This is a genomic window from Salipiger marinus, assembly GCF_900100085.1.
GTDB lineage: Bacteria > Pseudomonadota > Alphaproteobacteria > Rhodobacterales > Rhodobacteraceae > Salipiger > Salipiger marinus.
The window spans coordinates 39,177-59,887 of record NZ_FNEJ01000006.1; the positions used below are offsets into that span (position 1 = coordinate 39,177).

Annotated in this window: 18 protein-coding genes; 4 read left to right on the forward strand and 14 right to left on the reverse strand. The window is 68.9% G+C overall.

Features of this window, described 5'->3' with window-relative positions; all coding sequences use genetic code 11:
- Window positions 1–13 precede the first annotated feature (13 nt).
- From coaBC to BLR51_RS08030, 3 genes are all read right to left on the reverse strand, one after another.
- On the reverse strand, window positions 14–1,210 hold the full coding sequence (gene coaBC / locus BLR51_RS08020) for a bifunctional phosphopantothenoylcysteine decarboxylase/phosphopantothenate--cysteine ligase CoaBC (protein ID WP_089845771.1): 1,197 nt from the start codon (window positions 1,208–1,210) through the stop codon (window positions 14–16).
- Window positions 1,211–1,314: 104 nt separating this feature from the next.
- On the reverse strand, window positions 1,315–2,058 hold the full coding sequence (locus BLR51_RS08025; protein ID WP_242656690.1) for a ChaN family lipoprotein: 744 nt from the start codon (window positions 2,056–2,058) through the stop codon (window positions 1,315–1,317).
- A gap of 161 nt (window positions 2,059–2,219) precedes the next feature.
- Window positions 2,220–3,098, reverse strand: coding sequence for an RNA polymerase factor sigma-32 (locus tag BLR51_RS08030; protein WP_089845772.1), 879 nt, complete (start codon window positions 3,096–3,098; stop codon window positions 2,220–2,222).
- Window positions 3,099–3,419: 321 nt separating this feature from the next.
- On the opposite strand from BLR51_RS08030, the gene BLR51_RS08035 reads away from it, so the two are divergent.
- Window positions 3,420–4,934, forward strand: a complete 1,515-nt coding sequence (locus tag BLR51_RS08035; RefSeq protein WP_089845774.1) for a YifB family Mg chelatase-like AAA ATPase — start codon at window positions 3,420–3,422, stop codon at window positions 4,932–4,934.
- Here BLR51_RS08035 and BLR51_RS08040 read toward each other — a convergent pair.
- The 4 genes from BLR51_RS08040 to rsmI form a co-directional block, all read right to left on the reverse strand.
- On the reverse strand, window positions 4,904–5,803 hold the full coding sequence (locus BLR51_RS08040; protein WP_089845775.1) for an alpha/beta hydrolase fold domain-containing protein: 900 nt from the start codon (window positions 5,801–5,803) through the stop codon (window positions 4,904–4,906). The two genes, BLR51_RS08035 and BLR51_RS08040, sit on opposite strands and share 31 nt — an antisense overlap.
- Window positions 5,800–6,744: a glutathione synthase gene (gene gshB, locus BLR51_RS08045; protein ID WP_089846105.1), complete on the reverse strand. Its 945-nt coding sequence runs from the start codon at window positions 6,742–6,744 to the stop codon at window positions 5,800–5,802. Before gshB ends, BLR51_RS08040 begins: the two co-directional genes overlap by 4 nt.
- A gap of 76 nt (window positions 6,745–6,820) precedes the next feature.
- A complete protein-coding gene (locus tag BLR51_RS08050) occupies window positions 6,821–7,270 on the reverse strand; it encodes a YraN family protein (RefSeq protein WP_089845777.1) in 450 nt (149 codons plus the stop codon).
- A complete protein-coding gene (rsmI, locus tag BLR51_RS08055) occupies window positions 7,267–8,145 on the reverse strand; it encodes a 16S rRNA (cytidine(1402)-2'-O)-methyltransferase (protein WP_089845779.1) in 879 nt (292 codons plus the stop codon). Before rsmI ends, BLR51_RS08050 begins: the two co-directional genes overlap by 4 nt.
- A gap of 92 nt (window positions 8,146–8,237) precedes the next feature.
- On the opposite strand from rsmI, the gene BLR51_RS08060 reads away from it, so the two are divergent.
- From BLR51_RS08060 to BLR51_RS08070, 3 genes are all read left to right on the forward strand, one after another.
- Window positions 8,238–9,434 carry a penicillin-binding protein activator gene (locus BLR51_RS08060; protein WP_089845780.1) on the forward strand — a complete coding sequence of 399 codons (1,197 nt, stop codon included), beginning with the start codon at window positions 8,238–8,240 and terminating at the stop codon, window positions 9,432–9,434.
- A complete protein-coding gene (locus tag BLR51_RS08065; protein ID WP_089845782.1) occupies window positions 9,394–12,198 on the forward strand; it encodes a [protein-PII] uridylyltransferase in 2,805 nt (934 codons plus the stop codon). Before BLR51_RS08060 ends, BLR51_RS08065 begins: the two co-directional genes overlap by 41 nt.
- A gap of 93 nt (window positions 12,199–12,291) precedes the next feature.
- Window positions 12,292–13,317, forward strand: coding sequence for a hypothetical protein (locus tag BLR51_RS08070; protein ID WP_089845784.1), 1,026 nt, complete (start codon window positions 12,292–12,294; stop codon window positions 13,315–13,317).
- A gap of 21 nt (window positions 13,318–13,338) precedes the next feature.
- Here BLR51_RS08070 and BLR51_RS08075 read toward each other — a convergent pair whose 3' ends face one another.
- From BLR51_RS08075 to BLR51_RS08105, 7 genes are all read right to left on the reverse strand, one after another.
- Complete coding sequence (locus tag BLR51_RS08075) at window positions 13,339–14,736, reverse strand: SPOR domain-containing protein (RefSeq protein WP_089845786.1); 1,398 nt, start codon at window positions 14,734–14,736, stop codon at window positions 13,339–13,341.
- A 68-nt stretch (window positions 14,737–14,804) separates the two neighbouring features.
- On the reverse strand, window positions 14,805–15,434 hold the full coding sequence (upp, locus tag BLR51_RS08080) for a uracil phosphoribosyltransferase (protein ID WP_089845788.1): 630 nt from the start codon (window positions 15,432–15,434) through the stop codon (window positions 14,805–14,807).
- Entirely contained in the window at window positions 15,431–16,456 is a 1,026-nt protein-coding gene (locus BLR51_RS08085; RefSeq protein ID WP_242656683.1) for an adenosine deaminase, read from the reverse strand. Before BLR51_RS08085 ends, upp begins: the two co-directional genes overlap by 4 nt.
- On the reverse strand, window positions 16,453–17,658 hold the full coding sequence (locus tag BLR51_RS08090) for a phosphopentomutase (RefSeq protein WP_089845790.1): 1,206 nt from the start codon (window positions 17,656–17,658) through the stop codon (window positions 16,453–16,455). Before BLR51_RS08090 ends, BLR51_RS08085 begins: the two co-directional genes overlap by 4 nt.
- Window positions 17,658–18,947, reverse strand: coding sequence for a thymidine phosphorylase (locus BLR51_RS08095; protein WP_207543593.1), 1,290 nt, complete (start codon window positions 18,945–18,947; stop codon window positions 17,658–17,660). The genes BLR51_RS08090 and BLR51_RS08095 overlap by 1 nt, the downstream gene beginning before the upstream one ends.
- Entirely contained in the window at window positions 18,947–19,339 is a 393-nt protein-coding gene (locus BLR51_RS08100; RefSeq protein ID WP_089845794.1) for a cytidine deaminase, read from the reverse strand. Before BLR51_RS08100 ends, BLR51_RS08095 begins: the two co-directional genes overlap by 1 nt.
- Before the next feature lie 148 nt (window positions 19,340–19,487).
- Window positions 19,488–20,633, reverse strand: coding sequence for an alkane 1-monooxygenase (locus tag BLR51_RS08105; RefSeq protein WP_089845796.1), 1,146 nt, complete (start codon window positions 20,631–20,633; stop codon window positions 19,488–19,490).
- Window positions 20,634–20,711 lie beyond the last annotated feature (78 nt).

Consider the following 20,711-nt stretch of genomic DNA (forward strand, 5'->3'; position numbering starts at 1 on the left):
TCCGTTCCTTCCGTCATGCCATCAGCGCCTCTGCGATGCGCTGCGCCAGCCGTGCCGCCACCTCGGCCTTGGCCATGCGCGGCCAGACCTCGGCGCCCTCGTCAGAAATCAGCACCACGGCATTGTCGGGCCCGCCCATGATGCCCGTCGCCGGAGAGACATCATTGGCGAGGATCCAGTCGCAGCCCTTGCGCGCGCGTTTGGCGGTGGCGTGCGCCACCACATCGTCGGTTTCCGCCGCAAAGCCCACCACCAGCCGGGGCCGTGCCTCTGGCAGCTGCGCCACCTCGGCCAGAATGTCGGGGTTTTCGGTGAATTCCAGCACCGGCAGCGCGCCCTTGGTCTTCTTGATCTTCGACAGATGCTCGGAGGCGACCCGCCAGTCCGCCACCGCCGCCGCAAACACCGCCGCGTCGACCGGCAGGGCCGCCAGCACAGCGGCGCGCATCTGGCGGGCGGTTTCCACCTCGATCACCTCGACGCCCTCGGGGCGCGCGGCCTGCGCGGGACCGGTCACAAACACCACCTGCGCCCCCAGATCGCGCAGCGCTGCGGCAATCGCCGTGCCCTGCGCGCCAGAGGAGCGGTTGGCGATATAGCGCACCGGATCAATGGGTTCATGGGTGGGGCCGGAGGTGACCAGCACCCGCTTTCCGGCCAGCGGGCCAGCCACCAGCGCCGCGCGCACCGCCTGCAGGATCGCGACGGGTTCCGCCATGCGCCCGGGGCCAAATTCGCCGCAGGCCATGTCGCCCTCGTCGGGGCCGACGACGCGCACGCCATCGCCGCGCAGCACCGCCAGATTGCGCTGGGTGGCGGGATGCTGCCACATGCGCACATTCATGGCGGGGGCGATCATCACCGGCGTGTCGGTGGCCAGCAGCAGGGTGGAGGCAAGATCGCCCGCCAGCCCCTGCGCCATCTTCGCCATCAGATCGGCGGTGGCGGGCACCACCAGCACCAGATCGGCCACACGGGACAGCTGGATATGCCCCATCTCGGCTTCCTTGGTCAGGTCGAACAGGTCGCGATGCACCGCTTCGCCAGCAAGGGCGGAGACGGCGAGCGGGGTGACGAACTGTTCCGCCGCAGCGGTCATCACCGGGGTCACCGCAGCCCCCTGCCCGCGCAGCAGCCGGATCAGCTCCAGCCCCTTGTAGGCGGCAATCCCGCCGCCAAGGATCAACAGGATACGTTTGCCCGACAGCATGGCGGCGCCCCCTCTGGCCTGTCGCGGACGCATCAGCCCGCCCGCAACTTCGGCCCCACAGTTAGAGACCCCGCAGGCAAAACTCAATCTCCGGAAGGTGGGGGTCAGTTGCCCTCTGGCGCCTCGAACTCGGCGCAGGGATCGCCGCGATCTACCGGCGCGCTTTCCTCCAGCGCGTCAAAGCGCCCCTCGGGGGCGCCGCGCCCGGTCTCGCCCTGCCCCAGTGCTGCCACGCTGACCTCTGGCGCCGCAAAGCGCAGCAGCGCGGGCGCGCCCCAGTCGGCGCGGGCATGGCCATTGCCGGTGATGACCACCACCGGTCCGCCATGTTCGGCCCAAGCCTCCAGCGCGACCTCGGCAAGGCGCGCGTCGCGCAGGCGCTGGATGTTGACCATCATCGGCAGCATGTCGGGCGGCAGCGCATCGCAATGCGCGGCGCGCTGCAACTCCTCGCGCGCCGCCTGCTGTTCGGGCGGCAGCGGCTGGTCAAGCCCGTAGAACCCGGCGCTCTGGCCAAACACCTCGGCGGGGGAGGCATCGCGCACCGCCCGCGCCTCTTCGCGCGGCATCTGCGCGCCATAGATCACCGCCTCGGGGGCGGCGGTAAAGATCGGATGATACATGGCAAAATCGGGCCAGCCGCTGTCAGCCCAGCCCAGAGCCTCGGCCAGTGCTGCGGCATCGCCGCGCAGATCGGGGGTCACCCGCGCGGCCTGCTCGGCGGTCAGCATCTCGAACACCAGCGCCACGGGCTGCAGTTCGGCCACAAGCTCCGCCTGCCTTGCGTGATGGCCGGGATTGTCGTGCTGTTCTCCCAGAAAAACCACCTGCGCCTCGTCCAGCGCCATCTGCGGCGGCTCTTCAAGATCCAAAGGCTGTTCGGGGGCAGGCACCATGTCGGGCTGCAGATCGGGGGCCAGTTCGGGGATCTGGTCCGGCAAGGTCTCCTGCGCCACCGCGGCAAGCGGCAGCGCACAGGTCAGCATCACGGTCAGGGCACGAAACAGGGTCATGCGAGGAAGTCTTGCACCTCGCGCGACTGCGCCTCAAGCGATTTGCGCATCTTGGCAAAGGCCGCCGCCTCCAGCTGCCGCACCCGCTCCTTGGACAGGCCCAGTTCCTGACCCAGACTTTCCAGCGTGCGGCTGTCGTCGCGCAGCTTGCGCTCGCGCACGATGAACCGTTCGCGGTCATTGAGCGAGGTCAGCGCCACCACCAGCCATTCGCGCAGCTGTGCATTGTCAAGCTTGCCTTCGACCAAGGAGGCGCCCTGTTCGGCGTCATCCTCCAGCGTCTCGATCCATTCGCGCCCTTCCTCGTCCGAAGACTGCGTGGCGTTCAGCGAATAGTCGGAGCCGGAAAGCCGGCCCTCCATCATCTCGACATCCGACAGCGGCACACCGATCTCGATGGCGATCTTTTCGCGCAGCTGGTGGCGGTCCAGCGACATGCCCTCGGCAGCGGCTTCCCGCTCCAGCCGGGCCTGCACGCGGCGCATGTTGAAGAACAGCGATTTCTGCGAGGAGGTGGAGCCGGTGCGCACCATCGACCAGTTGCGCATCACGTAATCCTGGATGCTGGCCTTGATCCACCAGACGGCATAGGTGGAAAACCGCACGCCGCGATCGGGGTCGAACTTGTCGGCGGCCTTCATCAGACCCAGACCGGCTTCCTGCACCAGATCGTTCATCGGCGCGCCGTAACGCTTGAATTTCGCCGCCATCGAAATAGCTAGTCGCATGTAGGCGGTGATGAGCCGGTGCAGCGCCGCCTCGTCCCGGCGGTCCCGCCAGGCATAGGCGAGGGTAAGTTCGGTTTCCGCGTCCAGAAGTTCGGCCTTCATGGCCCGGCGCGACAAGGTCTGGTCGTTGAAGGTATCCAATGGCATCTCGCCCCCCGTCGGTTCTCCGGACCCGGGATCAGTCCGGCGTTTGAAAACTCATCTTAGAAACGCAGGGAACGCGCGTTTGGTTTCTTTTAAATTCACAAATCAAGGGCGATGGACGATCACAAAAATATCATCAGCGGGCTTTTGTCGCGAAATTTCTCTGTTTTTATGATGCTTTATAAAGGTTTACTGCAGGCACATATTTTTCGGCAAAGCCGTCCCTCTATCCGTATTTCCTCCCCCCGCTCCGGCTCAAAGCGGTGTTAACGCTTTCCTAACACCGCGCGGCGATGCTGCAGGGGCGGCAAGCGAGGGGCACAGATGGGAGCGTTGGCCTATACGGTCGCCTTCGAGGGCGTGGAGGCGCGACCGGTCGAGGTGCAATGCGCCGTCTCGCCCGGCGTGCCGGGATTTGCCATCGTGGGCCTGCCCGACAAGGCGGTGTCGGAAGCGCGCGAACGGGTGCGCGCGGCGCTCACCTCCATGGCGATCGCGCTGCCCTCCAAACGCATCACCGTCAACCTCTCCCCCGCCGATCTGCCCAAGGAGGGATCGCATTTTGATCTGCCCATCGCCCTTGGCCTGCTGGCAGCGCTTGGCGTCATTCCAGCCGACGAACTGGCGCAGACCATCGCCCTGGGTGAGCTGACGCTGGAGGGCGGGCTGGTCGCGGTGGCGGGGGCCCTGCCCGCCGCCCTCGCCGCCGCAAGCGAGGCGCGCAGCCTGCTCTGCCCGCTCGCCTCAGGGCGCGAAGCGGCATGGGTGGACAGCTGCCGGGTGCTGGGGGCCGCCCATCTGGCCGACATCATCCGGCATTTTTCCGGCACGGCGCCAATCCCCCCCGCGCGGCCCGGCACCCCTGCGGCGCCGCGCCCGTTCCGCGACATGGCGGATGTCATCGGGCAGGAACGCGCCCGCCGCGCGCTGGAAATCGCCGCCGCCGGACGGCACCATCTGCTGTTCGTCGGCCCGCCCGGCAACGGCAAGACCACGCTGGCCTCCTGCCTGCCGGGGATCCTGCCGCCGCTCACGCCGCGCGAGGCGCTGGAAACCTCGCTGGTGCATTCGGTGGCGGGCCAGCTCAAGGAGGGCGCGCTGCTGTCAGAGCGGCCCTTTGTCGAGGAACATCACACCGTGTCCAAGGTGGCGCTGGTGGGGGGCGGGCCCCGGGCCCGGCCCGGCTCGGTCAGCCTTGCCCATAACGGCGTGCTGTTTCTGGACGAATTGCCGGAATTCCAGAGCAATGTGCTGGAGGCGCTGCGCCAGCCGCTGGAACGCGGCACCATCCCGGTATCCCGCGCCGGGGCGCATGCCACCTATCCCTGCCGCATCCTGCTGATCGCCGCCGCCAATCCCTGCCGCTGCGGCCATGCGGCGGATCCCGCCCGTGCCTGTTCGCGGGCGCCGGTCTGTTCCGAAACCTATCTGGGGCGGCTGTCCGGCCCCCTGCTCGACCGGTTCGACATGCGCATCGAGGTGCCGCCGGTGCCCTTTGACGACATGCAGCGCGCCGCCCCGTCGGAAAGCTCGGCGCGTGTCGCCGCCCGGGTTGCCGCCGCCCGCAGCCTGCAGCAGGCGCGGCTGGCGCCATGGCCCGACCTGCGCACCAATGCCGATGCCACCGGGCGCGTGCTCGGCGAGATCGCGCCGCTTGATGCCGAGGGTGCCGCCCTGCTGACCCGCGCGGCGGACCGGTTCGGCCTGACGCTGCGCGGCTATCACCGCATCCAGCGGCTGGCCCGCACCATCGCGGATCTGGATGGCGCGCCCGAGATCCGCCGCGCGCATCTGTCCGAGGCGCTGAGCTACCGGCTGGTGTCGCTGAAGGACTCCTGAACAAACCGGCCCGCCCGTTTCAGCGTCGCCCGCGCCTCGGGGATCCAGCCGTCAAAAACCGGCCAGGCATGCGGGGCGGCGGGATGCACCTCCTGCAGCACCCGCCCGCCGAAGCCGCGCAGCCGGTCCGCCATGCGGGAGGCATCATCGGCGAGAATCTCGGTTTCGCCATGGCAGAGCATCACCGGCGGCGGGTCCGGAAACTCGGCATAAAGCGGCGACAGGCGCGGATCGCGCGGATCGGCATCCCCCCGGACCGTGGCGACCAGTTCGCCGATCCGCTCCACCGGCAGGAACGGGTCGCGCCTGCGGTTGCGGCGCAGGCTGTCCCCGGTCATGGCCAGATCCGTCCATGGCGAAAACGCCACCACGCAGGCGGGCGGCGTGCCTTCGGCGCAGAGCTGCGCCAGCAGCGCCAGCGCCAGCCCGCCGCCTGCGGAATCCCCCGCAAGGGCGATCGCCCGCGGCCGGTAGCCAAGACGGCGCAGATGCGCCCAGGCTGCCAGCGCCGCCTCGAATCCTGCGGGAAAAGGCGCGTGCGGCGCCAGCGGATAATCCGGCGCGCAGGCCTCGGTCGCGGCATGGCGCGACAGGCGGGCGATCAGGCCCCGGTGGCTGTCCGGGCTGCCCGCGACATAGCCGCCGCCGTGAAAATAGAGCAGCGCCCGGCCCGGCACGCAGGGCCCGGCGCTGATCCAGTGCAGCCCGCCGCCGCCCCGCACCTGCCGCAGATGCGGCGGCTGGCGCAGGAAAAGCCGCGCATTGCGGGCAAAATCGCGCTCCGCCGCCTCCGGTCCCGGCACCCGCGCCAGCCGCCGCTTGACCGCGCATCGCAGCAGCAGCGTCAGCGCGGTAAGCCGCCGGCTCATGCCCGGGCGGCGACCCGCGCTTCCACCGCCTGCCAGATCATCTCTGCCACATTGACCCCGTCAAACCGCTCCAGCTCCTGAATGCCGGTGGGCGAGGTGACGTTGATTTCGGTCAGCCAGTCGCCGATCACGTCGATGCCGACAAAGACCTGCCCCTTTTCGCGCAGCACCGGCCCGATGGCAGCGCAGATCTCTCGGTCGCGGTCGGTCAGCGCCACCTTTTCAGGGCGCCCGCCCACATGCATGTTCGACCGCACCTCGCCTTCGGCGGGGACGCGGTTGATCGCGCCCACCGGTTCGCCATCAATCAGGATGACGCGCTTGTCGCCCTTGCTGACCGCAGGCAGGTATTTCTGCACGATCAGCGGCTCGCGCGAGAAGCCGGTGAAAAGCTCGTGCAAAGAGCTGAGATTGCGGTCATTGGCGTCCAGCCGGAACACCCCCGCGCCGCCATTGCCGTAAAGCGGCTTCAGGATGACATCGCCATGTTTCGCCTTGAACTCGCGGATGGTCTGCAGATCCCGGGCGATGGTGGTGGGCGGCGTCAGATCCGGGAAATTCAGCACCAGCAGCTTTTCCGGAGAATTGCGCACCCAGAACGGATCATTGACCACCAGCGTCGTGGCCGCCAGCCGGTCAAGCAGATGGGTCGTGGTGATGTAATGCATGTCAAAGGGCGGATCCTGACGCAGCCAGACCACGTCAAACCCTGCCAGATCCACCTTCTCGCGCGGGCCGAGCGTGGCATGCGCCCCTTGCTGGCGCTGCACGGTCAGGGACTGGCCGCGGGCGGTGATCCGCCCCTCTTCATAGGCGAGATCGTCGGGACCATAGTAGAAAAGCTCGTGCCCGCGGGCCTGCGCTTCTTCGGCAAGACGAAAGGTGCTGTCCGCGGTGATGTTCACGGACCCGATCGGGTCCATCTGGAAAGCGATTTTCATGGGCATCCCCTGACTGGTTCCGGCAGACCGGCTTGGCACCTTCATGGCCCAGCCTGCCCCGGCGTGCAATGCCCGGTCAGGGACCGAAGGCGTTCTCCACCACCCGGACCCGGCCCTGCGCATCCAGCAGCGCCACATCAAACCGCATCTCGGTCAGGGATCCCAAGGGTTCGCCGCCCGCAAATTCCTCTGCCGCGGCCATCAGCCGCCGCACCTGCCGCCAGCCCAGATGGCGGAAGGCCTCGTCGTAGCTGCGGCTTTTCTTGACTTCGACGAACACCAGCGCCAGCCCGTCGCGCAGGATCAGGTCAATTTCGCCGCACTGGCCGCGCCAGCGGGTGCCCGCCACCACATATCCGCGCCGTTCGTAATCCTGCGCGACCCGCGCTTCCGCCGCGAGCCCGGCAAGATGGTTGACCTGCCCGCGCTGGCGCCGCGCATCCCGCGCCAGCGGCGAGGGCAGCACCGGGCAGGGCAGCACCGGAGCGGCAAAATCAAACTCCATCTGGCGGGCGGCAATGCTCATGTGTCGGACTCCCCCTCGACCTCCTTCGACAGACGCAGCGCCAGCTGATAGACCTGACGCCGCGGCAGATCATGCAGCGCCGCGACGTGATCGGCCGCATCCCGCACCGACCGCCCCCCCAGCGCCTCCTTCACCTCTGTTTCTAAGCCAGATTCGCTAATTTTCTCCGAATCCCCTTTGCCCACCAGCACCACGATTTCGCCTTTTGGCGCGGCTCCGGCATAGGCTTCGGCCAGATCCGACAGGCTGCCGCTGCGGATTTCCTCGAATTTCTTGGTCAGTTCGCGACAGACGGCGGCGGGCCGGTCGGGCCCGAGGATCTCTGCCGCATCCGCCAGCATCGCCCCGACCCGGCGCGGCGATTCGTAAAAGGCGAGCGTGGCGGTCTCGGCCCGCAGCGCCAGCAGCGCGCTGCGCCTTGCCCCGGCGGCATTGGGCAGGAAGCCCGCAAACAGGAAACGGTCGGTGGGCAGCGCGGCCAGCGTCAGCGCGGTGACCACCGCCGACACCCCCGGCGCCGCCGTCACCATATGGCCCGCCTCCCGCGCCGCGCGGGCAAGGTCGAACCCCGGATCGGAGATCATCGGCGTGCCCGCCTCCGAGGCATAGGCGACCGACCGGCCCTCCGCCAGCGCTGCCAGCAGCCGTGGCCGCATCCGCCCGCCATTGTGATCGTGATAGGCCAGACAGGCCCGGTCCCCCAGCGGCACGCCATGTATTTCCAGCAGCCGCTTGAGACTGCGCGTGTCTTCCGCCGCCAGCACATCCGCCGCGCGGAGCACGTCCAGCGCCCGCAATGTGATGTCGCGCGCGTTGCCGATCGGTGTCGACACCAGATAAAGACCCGGCGCCAATCCGCCCTTTTCGGGATTCATCACTGGACCCGTCCCCCTCCTCGACTATGATTGATGGAAAATCCACGCGGGCACGTTGCCCCGTGCCCGTCACACGAGGGAGCCCACCACCCATGTTCGCCGTTTTATCCCGCGCCCGCAAGGCGCTGCGTCCGATCGCCACGCTGGCCGCTGTCGGCTTCATCGCCGCCTGCGACGTGGCACCGCTGACTGACCTGTCTTCCGGCAGCTCCACCTCGGGGGGGCCCAGCATCGAACCGGGCCAGCCGGTGCGCGTGGCGCTACTGGTGCCCCGGTCCGATCCGGGCGCGGGCGCCATCGCCCGCGATCTGGAAAACGCCGCCCGTCTGGCCATCGCCGATCTGGACGGGGCGCAGATCGACCTTGCCGTCTATGACACCGGCGGTTCGCCCGCCCGTGCCGCCGCAGAGGCACAGCGCGCCGTCGACGAAGGCGCCCGCATCATCCTTGGCCCGCTGCGCGGCGAGGTCGCGGTCGAAGCGTCGAAGGTGGTCTCGGACGAGGGCGTGAACGTGCTCTCCTTCTCCAACAACCCCTCCATTGCCGGGGGCAACCTGTTCATCCTCGGCCCGACCTTCGTGAACACCGCAGACCGGCTGATGGCCTATGGCAAGCGGCAGGGCATCGACAGCGTGGCGATCCTGCATTCGCAGGACGTGCCGGGTGAATTCGGCAAAACCGCGATCCAGCAGGCGGCCTCGGCCAATGGCGTGTCGGTGGCCACGGTGCAGGGCTATCCGCTGAGCATGGAGGGCGTGACCGAAACCGCGCGCGCCATGGGCGGCGTGATCGAACAGAGCGGCGCGGAGTCGGTGTTCATCTCCACCGATGCCACCAATGCGGCCATGCCGATCCTGCTGCAGATGATGCCGGAAGCGGGCGTGGCCCCGGCGCAGGTGCAGTATGTCGGCCTGACCCGCTGGGATGTGGCGCCGCAGCTCTTCTCCTTCCCCGGCGCGCAGGGCGCGTGGTTCGCGATGCCCGACCAGTCGACGCAGCGCAATTTCAACAGCCGCTACCGTGCCGCCTATGGCGCCGATCCGCACCCGCTGGCCGGGCTTGCCTTTGACGGCATCGCGGCGATTGGCGCGCTGGTGGAACAGGGGCGGCGTGATGCGCTGACCGGTCGCGCGCTGACGCAAGGCGCTGGTTTCCAAGGCACGGGCGGTGTATTCCGGCTGAAAACCAACGGCACCAACGAACGCGGGCTGGCCGTCGCCACCGTCCAGAACAACCAGGTGACCATTCTTGACCCTGCCCCCTCCAGCTTCTCCGGCGCCGGTTTCTGATCTCCGGCCCGAGGACATCCTGCCGGACGATCTGATCGCGCCGGCAGCCACCATCTTCGACCTTCCCGCCCTGCGCGCGCGGCTGTTTGACAGCCTGCCCGCGGAGGGCGGCGAACCCGCGATCCGCGCCGCCACCGTCCGCCTGCTCAACGAGGCGCGCCATGCCGGACGCGAGACCATCGCGCAGGCCTTTGCCGCCCAGCCCCGCAACGCCTTTCCCGTCACCCATGCCTATACCTGGGTCACTGACGGGCTGGTGCGCCTGTGTTTCGAGGTGGCGACCGAAGTGCTGCACCCCCGCCCCAATCCCACCGCAGGCGAACGGCTCGCCGTTCTGGCGGTGGGCGGCTATGGCCGGGGCGAGATGGCGCCGCATTCCGACGTGGATCTGCTGTTCCTGACCCCGCACAAGATCACCGCATGGGCCGAAAGCGTCATTGAATCGATGCTCTACATGCTGTGGGATCTGAAGCTGAAGGTCGGGCATGCCTCGCGCACGGTGAAGGACTGCCTGCGGCTCGGGGCCGAGGATTTCACCATCCGCACCGCCATGCTGGAACACCGCTACCTGATCGGCCACCGCCCGCTGGCCGAGGATCTGGACAAGCGGCTGTGGAATGACCTCTTCAAGGGCAGCGAGCGCGCCTTTGTCGCCGCCAAGCTGGAAGAGCGCGGCGAGCGCCACCGCAAGCAGGGGCTGCGCTATGTGGTGGAGCCCAACGTCAAGGAGGGCAAGGGCGGGCTGCGCGACCTGCAGTCGCTGTTCTGGATCACCAAATACATCCACCGCACCGACGACACCGAGGCGATGGTCCGGCTTGGCGTGTTCCGCCCCGAGGAATACCGCACCTTCCACAAGGCCGAGGAATTTCTCTGGGCGACCCGCTGTCACATGCATCTGGCCACGGGCCGGGCGGTGGAACAGCTGACCTTCGACATGCAGGTCGAGGTGGCGGACCGCATGGGCTATGTCGACAAGGGCGGGCGCCGCGCGGTGGAATGGTTCATGCAGGATTACTTCCGCCACGCCACGGCGGTGGGCGATCTGACCCGCATCTTCCTGACCTCGCTGGAGGCGGAGCACCAGAAGGACGCGCCGCTGATCCTGCGCATGTTCAAGCGCGGTCCGCAGGTCAAGGACGGCTACGAGGTGGTGCACAACCGGCTGGCCATCATCGACCCCAAGGCCTTCCTGACCGACAAGATGAACCTGCTGCGCATCTTCGAGGAGGCGCTGCGCACCGGCCTGCTGATCCATCCCGACGCGATGCGTCTGGTCAAGGCCAACCTGACGCTGATCGATGACGACATGCGCACCGACCGCGAGGCGCAGCGCATCTTCATGGATCTGATGCTGAAACACGGCAATCCGGAACGCGCGCTGCGCCGGATGAACGAACTGGGCGTGCTGGCGGCCTTCATCCCCGAATTCGAACCCATCGTGGCGATGATGCAGTTCAACATGTATCACGCCTTTACGGTGGACGAGCATACCATCCAGTGCATCCGCCACCTGTCAGAGATCGAACATGGCGATCTGACCGAAGAACTGCCCGTTGCCTCGCATATCCTGCGCGAGGGCGTGAACCGCAAGGTGATCTATGTCGCCCTGCTGCTACATGACATCGGCAAGGGCCGTGACGAGGATCACGCCGTGCTGGGCGCGCAGATCGCCCGCCGCGTGGCGCCGCGTCTGGGGCTTGGCAAGCAGGAAAGCGCCACGGTGGAATGGCTGGTGCGCTATCACCTGCTGATGTCGGACATGGCGCAGAAACGCGACATCGCCGACCCGCGCACCGTGCGCGATTTCGCCAAGGCGGTGCAGACCCGGGAACGGCTGGATCTGCTGACCGTGCTCACCGTCTGCGACATCCGGGGCGTCGGCCCCGGCGTCTGGAACAACTGGAAGGCAGCACTGATCCGCGCGCTTTACCGTCAGACCCGCCGCGCGCTGGAAGACGGGATGGAAGCGCTCAATCGCGAGAACCGCGGCACCGAGGCCAAGCGCGCGCTGCGCGAGGCGCTGGCGGACTGGGACGGCAAGGATCTGCGCACCGAAACCCAGCGCCATTACGAACCCTACTGGCAGGGGCTGCATGTCACCGCACATCAGGTCTTTGCCCGGCTCCTGCGCGACATCCAGCAGGACGAGATCAAGATCGACATCCATCCCGACGAGGATCGCGACGCCACCCGCGTCTGTTTCGCGCTGCAGGACCATCCCGGCATCTTCTCGCGGCTGGCGGGCGCGCTGGCGCTGTCGGGGGCAAATGTGGTGGACGCGCGCACCTTCACCTCCAAGGACGGCTATGCCACCGCCGCCTTCTGGATTCAGGATGCCGACGGCTCGCCCTATGAATCCGCCCGCATCCCGCGGCTGCGCGACACCATCCGCAAGACCCTGCTGGGCGAGGTGAAGCCGCGCGAGGCGATCCAGTCCCGCGACAAGCTGAAAAAGCGCGAGCGCGCCTTCAAGGTGCCCACCTCGATCACCTTCGACAACGAGGGGTCGGACATCTACACCATCATCGAGGTCGACACCCGCGACCGCCCCGGCCTGCTTTATGACCTGACCCGCACGCTGGCAGAGGCGCATGTCTACATCGCCTCCGCCGTCATCGCGACCTATGGCGAACAGGTGGTCGACAGCTTCTACGTCAAGGACATGTTCGGCCTGAAATATTTCAGCCCCTCGAAACAGCGGACGCTGGAGCGCAAACTGCGCGACGCCATCGCCGCAGGCGCAGAGCGGGCACGGGCCTGACGTGGCGCGGATCCGCTGCGGCGCGGTCGGGCGATTGCCCCCGCTTGCGCCGCCATGCTAAGCAGGCCCTGACATGAGGCAGAGCAGCCCAGCATGACCGCACTCAAGGAGTTTCAACGCCTCGAAGCGACTGCGCTGTGGCGGCCAGAGCCGCAGGCGCAGCGCCGTGAGGTGATCGTGTCGCTGGGCGATGCCACCATCACCATTTCGGAGTTTTCCGGACGGCCTCTGGCGCATTGGTCAATTGCCGCGATCATCCGCGCCAATCGGGGCCGCCTGCCCGCGATCTATCACCCGGATGGCGATCCCGGCGAAACGCTGGAACTGCCCGAAGACGAAACCACCATGGTCGACGCGATCGAACGGCTGCTGCGCGCCATCGAACGCCGCCGCCCGCAGCCGGGCACGCTGCGGCAGCGGGTGATTGCCGGGGTGGCGGGGGTGCTGGCGCTTGGCGCGCTGGTCTGGCTGCCCTCCGCGCTGCTGGACCATGCCGAACGGGTGGTGCCGCGCGTGAAACGGGCCGAGATCGGCGAAGATCTTCTGGGGCGGATCACCCGCGTCGCCGGACAGCCCTGCATCGCACCAGAGGGGCGGCTGCCGCTCCGGCATCTGGCGCAGCGGGTTCTGGGCGAGGCGCGCAGCGATGCGCTGGTGGTGCTGCCCGAGGGCGTGCGCGACACCGCGCATCTGCCCGGCGGCATGATCCTCGTCAACGCCGCGCTGCTGGAGGATTACGAGGATCCGGATGTGGCGGCGGGCTATATTCTGGCCGAGGCGCTGCGCGCGCGCCATTCCGATCCCTTGGGCGATCTGCTGCGCCATGCCGGGCTGTGGTCCAGCCTGAAGCTGCTGACCACTGGCAGGCTGCCCGATGGCGCGCTGCAAAGCTATGCCGAAACGCTGCTGACCACGCCCGCCGATCCGGTGCCGACCGAGGCGCTGCTGGATGCCTTTGCCGCAGCGGAACTGCGGTCCAGCCCCTATGCCTATGCCCGCGATGCCACCGGCGAATCCACCGTCGCGCTGATCGAGGCTGACCCGCGCGCCCGCGAAGGCAGCCGTCAGGTGCTCAGCGATGCCGACTGGCTGCGGCTGCAGGCGATCTGCGACGGCTGAGCGCCGCCGCGCGCGCCTGCCTCAGCGCAGATAGGCCCGAACGTAGCCGGTGGCCTGCACCGCCGACAGCGCGCCGCGCAGCGCGGTGCTGCTGTGATAGGGGCCGACCCGGACGCGGCGCATCTCCTGACCGGCATGGCTCATCTGCGACAGGCGCACGGGCAGACCTGCGCCCTGCAGACGCCGCGCCGCCTCTGCCGCCCCGCCCGCGCTGGTGAAGGCGCCGATCTCGACATAACGCGCGTCACCGCCCTGCGGCTCTGACCGGGTGGACACGGTGGCGCTGCGCAGCGGCGGATCCGACCGGGTGGACATGGCGGGGGTGCGATAGCGCGCCTCCTCGACCACCGGTTTCCAGCGGCCCGGCACGCCCGGGAACAGCAGGATCGGATCGCGCACCGAATGGTTCCGGGCGGTCGCCGCCGAGTCCCGTGGCACGGTGTTGGTCCAGACCTGCTGCGTGTCGTAATAGCCATCCACCGTCTGCCACGCGCGATAGGGGTTGAGCCGGTCATCCTCCCATGCGGGGCGATAGCCTGCCGGGGTGACGGTCTGCACCGCCGGTCCTTCGCGATAGACATGCGCGGGCACCAGCCGGTCGCGGCGTCCCACGCTCAGATTGCTGTCTTCCCAGCTGCCCTTCCGGCCAGCCGTGCCGTTGCGATAGACGGTCTTGCCCGGCCCCGGCGCCTCGCCCCGGCGCACCTCGGTCACGAAGGGGCTGGTCTGCGGGCCGCAGCGCACCGCCATGCCGTTGCGCTGCATCTCGCCGGTAAAGCCCGGCGGGCAGGTGCTGCCGGTGATCACGCGCTTGGGCTGCGGCGCGGGCGCCGCAGCAGGTGCGGGCACGCGGCGCACCAGTTCCGGCGGCGGGGCAGAGGGCGGTTTCGACGCGGGCGCCTTGACCACCGGCGCCGGTTTGGAGGCGACGGTGCGCATCGGCTGGCCCACCGGAGCGGGACGCGGCTTGCGCACGGTCGCTGCGGGTTTCGGCGCGGGCCGGGGCGCCGGAGCCGCCTGCGGCTGCGGACGGGGTTCCGGGGCCGTGGCCACGCGCGGCACCGGGGCCGGCGTGGGTGTGGGCTCGGGTGCAGCGGCGGGGGCCGGAGCGGGCGCAGGCGCAGGCGCCGGTGCGGGCTCTGCCGCCGCCCGGCGGCTGGCGCCGCCAAGGCTTGGCGCATAGCCGCAAACCTGATCGCCGGCCCGCGTCATCTGCGGCACCCAGATCACCGCGCCGTCAAACCCGGCGCGGATGAAGACGCAGCCGCGGCTGTCCACGTAACGGCCGCCCTGAAAGCTGCCCGGCGGCATTTCGGCGGGGCTGGCGATGGTCTCGATCCCCTGCGCCAGCGCGGGCATCGCAGCCCCCCCGGCACCTAGGACCAGCATGGCACAGGCCGTCAGCGTCTTGAAACTCATGTCCGCTCCCACAACATACCGGGCAAAGCATGCCCGATCCCCCGTGACCTGTAAAGCCGCGCGCCCGCCTATTTCGTGCCGAACATGCGGTCACCCGCATCCCCTAGTCCCGGAAGGATATAGCCTTTTTCGTTCAGCCGCTCGTCCAGCGCCGCCGTGATCACCGGCACGTCGGGATGGGCCTGCCGCATCCGCTCCACCCCTTCGGGGGCGGCCAGCAGGCACAGGAAGCGCAGGTCGGTGGCCCCCGCCTGTTTCAGCAAATCAATCGCCGCCACCGAGGAATTGCCGGTGGCCAGCATCGGATCCACCGCGATCACCGTCCGGTCCTCGAGGTTCTTCGGCACCTTGAAGTAATACTGCACCGGCTCCAGCGTGTCCTCGTCGCGGTAAAGCCCGACAAAGCCCACCCGCGCGGCGGGGATCAGTTCCAGAATACCGTCGAGCAGCCCGTTGCCCGCGCGCAGGATCGACACCAGCACCAGCTTCTTGCCCTCGATGGTGGGGGCGTCCATCTCGACCAGCGGGGTTTCGATGCGCTTGCTGGTCACCGGCAGGTCGCGGGTGATCTCATAGGCCAGCAGCAGGCTGATTTCCCGCAGAAGCTGGCGGAAGCTGGCGGTGGAGGTGTCCTTTTCCCGCATCAGGGTCAGCTTGTGCTGCACCAGCGGGTGATCGACGATCGTGAGGTGTTTCATGTGGCGGGCTCCAGTCGTTTCAGCAGGGCCGCACGGGTGTCCGCAGAACAGAACGCCGCCTCGGCCGTGGTCTTGGCAAGGTCTCTGAACTCCTCTTCCTCCCAGCCGAAGACAAGCGCAAGGTTCTGGTATTCCTGCACCATCGTGGTGTGGAAAAACGGCGGGTCATCGGTGGAAACGGTGACTTTCACGCCACGCGCGCGCAGATCGTTGATCGGATGGCGGCGCAGGTCGGGATAGACCCCCAGCGCCACGTTCGACCCCGGACAGACCTCCAGCACCACGCCCGTCTCGGCCAGCATCTCGCACAGCGCCGGATCCTCGGCGGCCCGCACGCCATGCCCCACCCGTTCGACCCGCAGATCGGTCACCGCGTCGCGCACCTCGCGCGGGCCGCGCCATTCGCCCGCATGGGTGGTCAGCCGCAGCCCCGCCTCGCGCGCCATGTCGAAGGCATAGGCGAAATCGCGCTGCGATCCGCGGTTTTCATCCCCGCCCATGCCAAAGCCGCAGAGCCAGTCATCCGCCGTCTCGGCGGCACAGCGCGCCGCCGCCTTGGCCTTGTCGGGGCCGAAATGCCGCACGCAGGTGACGATGCCGCGCAGGGTGACCCCCATGTCGCGCTCGGCCTCCGCCGCCGCTTCGCGCATCGCGTGCAGATATTCGCGCCACGCCCCCAGATCGCCGCCACCGCAGAAATCCGGGCTCAGGAACGCCTCGGCATAGATCACGCCAGAGGCCGCGCATTGCTCCAGCACGGCGGTGGTCAGCCGGGCATAGTCGCGCGGGCTGGTCAGCACCGAGGTCGCCGCCTCATAGACCTTCAGGAATTCGGCAAAATCGCCATAGGCATAGCTGCCATCCTCGCGGAACACGCGGTCGAGCCGGATGGATTTCTCCTGCGCGAGGCCGCGGATGAAGCCCGGCGGGGCAGCACCTTCGATATGCAGATGCAGCTCCAGCTTGGGCAGCGCCCGGATGCGGTGCAGCGACTCCTCGTCATGATCGCGGGGATCTCTCACAGGAAACTCCTTCCCGGGCCCTGCGGGGCCACCTTCAGATGCGTGGCGACAGAAGCCGCCACATCGGCAAAAGCCACCTGCCCCAGCGCGCCGGATCCCGCCCCCGCCACCAGCACCGGCACCCGTTCGCGGGTGTGATCGGTGCCGGACCATGTGGGATCGTTGCCGTGGTCGGCGGTCAGCACCAGCAGGTCACCGGGCTGCAGCTTCGGCAGCAGCCGCCCCAGTTCCGCATCCATCCATTCCAGCGCGCGGGCATAGCCCGACACGTCGCGGCGATGCCCCCAGAGGCTGTCGAATTCCACAAAATTGGCGAAGGTCAGCGAGCCCTCTTCGGCCTCCGCCACCAGATCGTGCAGATGGCGCATCAGCGTGGCATCGTCTCCCTTGCGCAGCGTGTCGATGCCCTGCATCGAAAAGATGTCGCCGATCTTGCCCACCGCATGCACCCGCCGCCCCGCCGCCTGCACCCAGTTGGTCAGCACCGGCGCGGGCGGGGTGATGGCGTAATCGTGACGGTTGGCGGTGCGGCGAAAGGCGCCCGGCTCGCCCAGAAAAGGCCGCGCGATGACCCGGCCCACCCGCATGTCATGCAGCAGCGGCGCCACCGCCTCGCAGAGCGCCAGAAGACGGTCGAGCCCGAACCGCTCTTCATGGGCGGCGATCTGGAACACGCTGTCGGCGGAGGTGTAGCAGATCGGCCAGCCGCTGCGCAGATGCTCGGCGCCGAACCGGTCCAGCATCACCGTGCCCGAGCTGTGACAGTTGCCCAGCGTGCCGTCCGTCCCCGCCGCCTGCCGCACCCGCGCCAGCAGGTCGGGCGGAAAGGCGGGCTGCGCATCGGGAAAATAATGCCAGTCCCATGGCACCGGCAGCCCCGCCAGTTCCCAATGCCCCGACGGCGTGTCCTTGCCGCGCGAGGTTTCGGTGGCCGCCCCCCAGCGCCCCTCCGGCACGGCGCCCAGACCGGGCGCGGCCAGTCCGCTGGCAAGCTCCAGCGCGCGGCCCAGCCCCAGCCCGTCCAGCACCGGCAGGCGCAGCGGCCCGCTGCGCCCGGTCTCCGCCCGGCCTTCGGCACAGGCCTGCGCGATATGGCCCAGCGTGTTGGCACCGGTATCCGGGCGCGCCTCGTTGAAATAGGCCTGCGCATCGGGCGCCCCGCCGATCCCCAGCGAATCCAGCACCACCAGAAATGCCCGCATCAGCCGATCCTTTCCAAAACCAGCGGCAGCGGTTCCGGCGCAGGCCCCAGCGTCACCGCCGCCTGCACCTCCCGCACCGCCCGCTCCGCCGCCTCGGGCGTGGCGGCATGCACCACCGCCAGCGGCGCGCCGCGGTCCAGCTTCTGCCCCAGCCGCACCATCCCGGCAAGCCCCACCGCCGGGTCGATGCGATCCTCCTTCTGCAGCCGCCCACCGCCCAGCCGCACCACCGCCAGCCCCAGCGCCTCGCCATCGATGACCGCCACATGCCCGGCCTCGGGCGCGGGCACATCGCGCCGCACCGGCGCCTGCGGCAGATGCCGCGCGGCGCGGTCCAGCAGATCGGCAGGCCCGCCCAGCCCCGCCACCATACGCCCCATACGCTCGGCGGCGGCACCGCTCTCCAGCGCCGCGCGCAGCCGTGCCGCCCCGTCCGCGATCCCGGCCCGGGCCAGCAGCGCCTCACCCAGCGCCAGCGACAGATCGCAGAGCGGCCCCCGCGCCGCCCCGGTCAGCACCGCCAGCGCCTCCGCCACCTCCAGCGCATTGCCAAGGCTGGGGGCCAGCGGCTGGTCCATGCCGGTGACCAGCGCCACGGTGGGACAGTCCGCCGCCTCCGCCGTCTCAACCAAAGCGCGGGCCAGCGCCCCCGCCTCGACTTGTGTCTTCATGAAGGCGCCGCTGCCGCATTTCACATCCAGCACCAGCCCTTCCAGCCCCGCCGCCAGCTTCTTCGACAGGATCGAGGCACAGATCAGATCCACGCTCTCCACCGTGCCGCTGACATCGCGCAGCGCGTAAAGCCGCCGGTCGGCGGGGGCGATCTCGTCAGAGGCCGAGACGATGGCGCAGCCCGCCTCCGCCACCACCCACCGCAGCCGCGCCGCATCGGGCGCCCCGTCATAGCCGGGGATCGCCGCCAGCTTGTCCAGCGTGCCGCCGGTATGGCCCAGCCCCCGGCCCGAGATCATCGGCACATAAACCCCGCAGGCGGCCAAGAGCGGCGCCAGCACAAGGCTCACGCAGTCCCCCACCCCGCCGGTGGAATGCTTGTCCAGCACCGGCCCCGGCAGATCCCAGCGCAGCACCGTGCCGCTGTCGCGCATGCCTTGGGTCAGCGCCGCACGCCCCGCAGGCCCCAGCCCGCGCAGACAGACCGCCATGGCAAAGGCCCCCGCCTGCGCGTCGCTCACCTCGCCGGTGGCGAGCCCGCGCGCAAAGGCGCGCAGATCCTCTGCCGCAGGCACCTCGCCCCGCCGCAGCGCCGTCAGGACCGCGCGCGGCTCCATCAGGCGCGGTCCATATGCTCCGGCCCGAAGGCGCCCGGCAGCAGCCCCGCCACCGTCATCTCCTGCTCCAGCCCGTCCAGCGTCGCCAGCACCACCCGCACCTCGCCCCGGGCGAATTCCGCCAGCTTCTGGCGGCAGCCGCCGCAGGGCGCCACCGGCAGCGGGCTGTCGGCGATCACATAGGCCTCGGCGATCTCGGTCTCGCCCGCCGCCACCATGGCGGCAATGGCCCCCGCCTCGGCGCAGGTGCCCTCGGGATAGGCGACGTTCTCGACATTGCAGCCGACATAAACCGCCCCCGAGGCAGAGCGCAGCGCCGCCCCCACCTTGAACCGCGAATAGGGCACATAGGCGTTTTCGCGCACCGCGCGCGCAGCATCAGCAAGCGACATGGGATCCCCTTCGTCTCTCCGGAACCACCCATGTTGCGAAGCCACGGGCACAAAGGCAAGCCGCCTCCTTCATCTTGCCCCTAAACTCCACGGGGGTGCGGGGGTGTGAAACCCCCGCGTCGCTGCCGCGCAGCCCGCACGACGCCGCTCAGGACGCCCCGCGCGGCAGCGGCAGAGCGCCCCGGTTATACGCCGACCAGTCCTCGATCTCGGGATACCAGCGCCGCCGCCATGCCCGCACCCTCGGGTTCATGATCCGCCGCCACAGCGGCGGGATCATCGCGGCCATGGTCATCACCGGATAGCCATAGGGCAGCTGCGGCGCCTCGGTCTCGGCATAGCTCTGCAGCAGGGGAAAGCGCCGGTCGGGCTTGTAATGATGGTCCGAATGGCGCTGCAGGTTGATGAGCAGCCAGTTGGTGGCCCTATGCGAGGCGTTCCACGAATGATGCGGCTTCACATGCTCATAGCGCCCCTCGCCCAGATGCTTGCGGGTCAGCGCGTAATGCTCGACGTAATTGGTCAGCTCCAGCTGCCAGATCGCCACCCCCGCCTGCACCAGAAACAGCGCCAGACCACCCCAGCCGCCCAAGGCAGCCGCCAGCGCCAGCAGCGCCGCCTGCAGGCCAAGATACAGCCAGAACGGGTTGCGCCGGTGCCACCATGGCAGGCCGCGCCGCGCCAGCAGCGCCGCCTCGGCGCGGAAGGCCGAGCGCGGGCAGTCGCGCAACACCCGCGCGTAATAGCGGTGAAACCCCTCGTTATAGCGCGCGCTGACCGGATCGCGCGGCGTGCCGACCCAGAGGTGATGCACCAGCAGATGTTCCGACCGGAAATGCGAATAAAGCACCATGGCCAGCAACAGGTCGCCCAGCCGCCGCTCCAGCCGGTTGCGCTGGTGCAAAAGCTCGTGGGAATAGACGATGCCCACCGTGCCGGTCATCACCCCCGTGCCGAAGAACAGCCCGAATTTCTCCCACCCGCCCAGATGCGTGCTGGCCTGCACATACCAGATCAGCCCGAACAGCGTCACCGCCTGCACCGGCGCCCAGAGCATGACGCCTAAGCGATACCAGCGCAGCGCCGCCTCGGGGGTCTGCGGATCGGCATTCTGCTCGTTAAGACCCAGCGCCGCATCCAGCGCCGAAAACAGATACCATGTCACCAGCGGCGCCAGCAGCACCCACAGCCCGCCCTGCACCGCCCCCAGCCACAGCAGCGGCGGCAGCGCATAGACCAGCCAGAACGGCAGCGCGGCGCCAAGGCGCGAGATCGAAGCGGTGGTCGTGACCATGAGCCCATATCCTTGACGATCCGGCATCGGGGCGGCTCGGGCTGCCGTAACAGGGGCGCGGGCCCGCTGCCGGCAAGC

Excerpts from the sequence above, each read along its gene's own strand:
- BLR51_RS08040 (WP_089845775.1), bottom strand. The coding sequence starts at position 5,803 with ATGAGCCGGCGGCTTACCGCGCTGACGCTGCTGCTGCGATGCGCGGTC.
- BLR51_RS08095 (WP_207543593.1), bottom strand. The coding sequence starts at position 18,947 with ATGGAGCCGCGCGCGGTCCTGACGGCGCTGCGGCGGGGCGAGGTGCCT.
- gshB (WP_089846105.1), bottom strand. The coding sequence starts at position 6,744 with ATGAAAATCGCTTTCCAGATGGACCCGATCGGGTCCGTGAACATCACC.
- BLR51_RS08100 (WP_089845794.1), bottom strand. The coding sequence starts at position 19,339 with ATGTCGCTTGCTGATGCTGCGCGCGCGGTGCGCGAAAACGCCTATGTG.
- BLR51_RS08025 (WP_242656690.1), bottom strand. The coding sequence starts at position 2,058 with ATGGCGCTGGACGAGGCGCAGGTGGTTTTTCTGGGAGAACAGCACGAC.
- BLR51_RS08030 (WP_089845772.1), bottom strand. The coding sequence starts at position 3,098 with ATGCCATTGGATACCTTCAACGACCAGACCTTGTCGCGCCGGGCCATG.
- BLR51_RS08105 (WP_089845796.1), bottom strand. The coding sequence starts at position 20,633 with ATGGTCACGACCACCGCTTCGATCTCGCGCCTTGGCGCCGCGCTGCCG.
- BLR51_RS08060 (WP_089845780.1), top strand. The coding sequence starts at position 8,238 with ATGTTCGCCGTTTTATCCCGCGCCCGCAAGGCGCTGCGTCCGATCGCC.
- BLR51_RS08075 (WP_089845786.1), bottom strand. The coding sequence starts at position 14,736 with ATGAGTTTCAAGACGCTGACGGCCTGTGCCATGCTGGTCCTAGGTGCC.
- BLR51_RS08090 (WP_089845790.1), bottom strand. The coding sequence starts at position 17,658 with ATGCGGGCATTTCTGGTGGTGCTGGATTCGCTGGGGATCGGCGGGGCG.
- rsmI (WP_089845779.1), bottom strand. The coding sequence starts at position 8,145 with ATGAATCCCGAAAAGGGCGGATTGGCGCCGGGTCTTTATCTGGTGTCG.
- coaBC (WP_089845771.1), bottom strand. The coding sequence starts at position 1,210 with ATGCTGTCGGGCAAACGTATCCTGTTGATCCTTGGCGGCGGGATTGCC.
- BLR51_RS08035 (WP_089845774.1), top strand. The coding sequence starts at position 3,420 with ATGGGAGCGTTGGCCTATACGGTCGCCTTCGAGGGCGTGGAGGCGCGA.
- BLR51_RS08050 (WP_089845777.1), bottom strand. The coding sequence starts at position 7,270 with ATGAGCATTGCCGCCCGCCAGATGGAGTTTGATTTTGCCGCTCCGGTG.
- BLR51_RS08070 (WP_089845784.1), top strand. The coding sequence starts at position 12,292 with ATGACCGCACTCAAGGAGTTTCAACGCCTCGAAGCGACTGCGCTGTGG.
- upp (WP_089845788.1), bottom strand. The coding sequence starts at position 15,434 with ATGAAACACCTCACGATCGTCGATCACCCGCTGGTGCAGCACAAGCTG.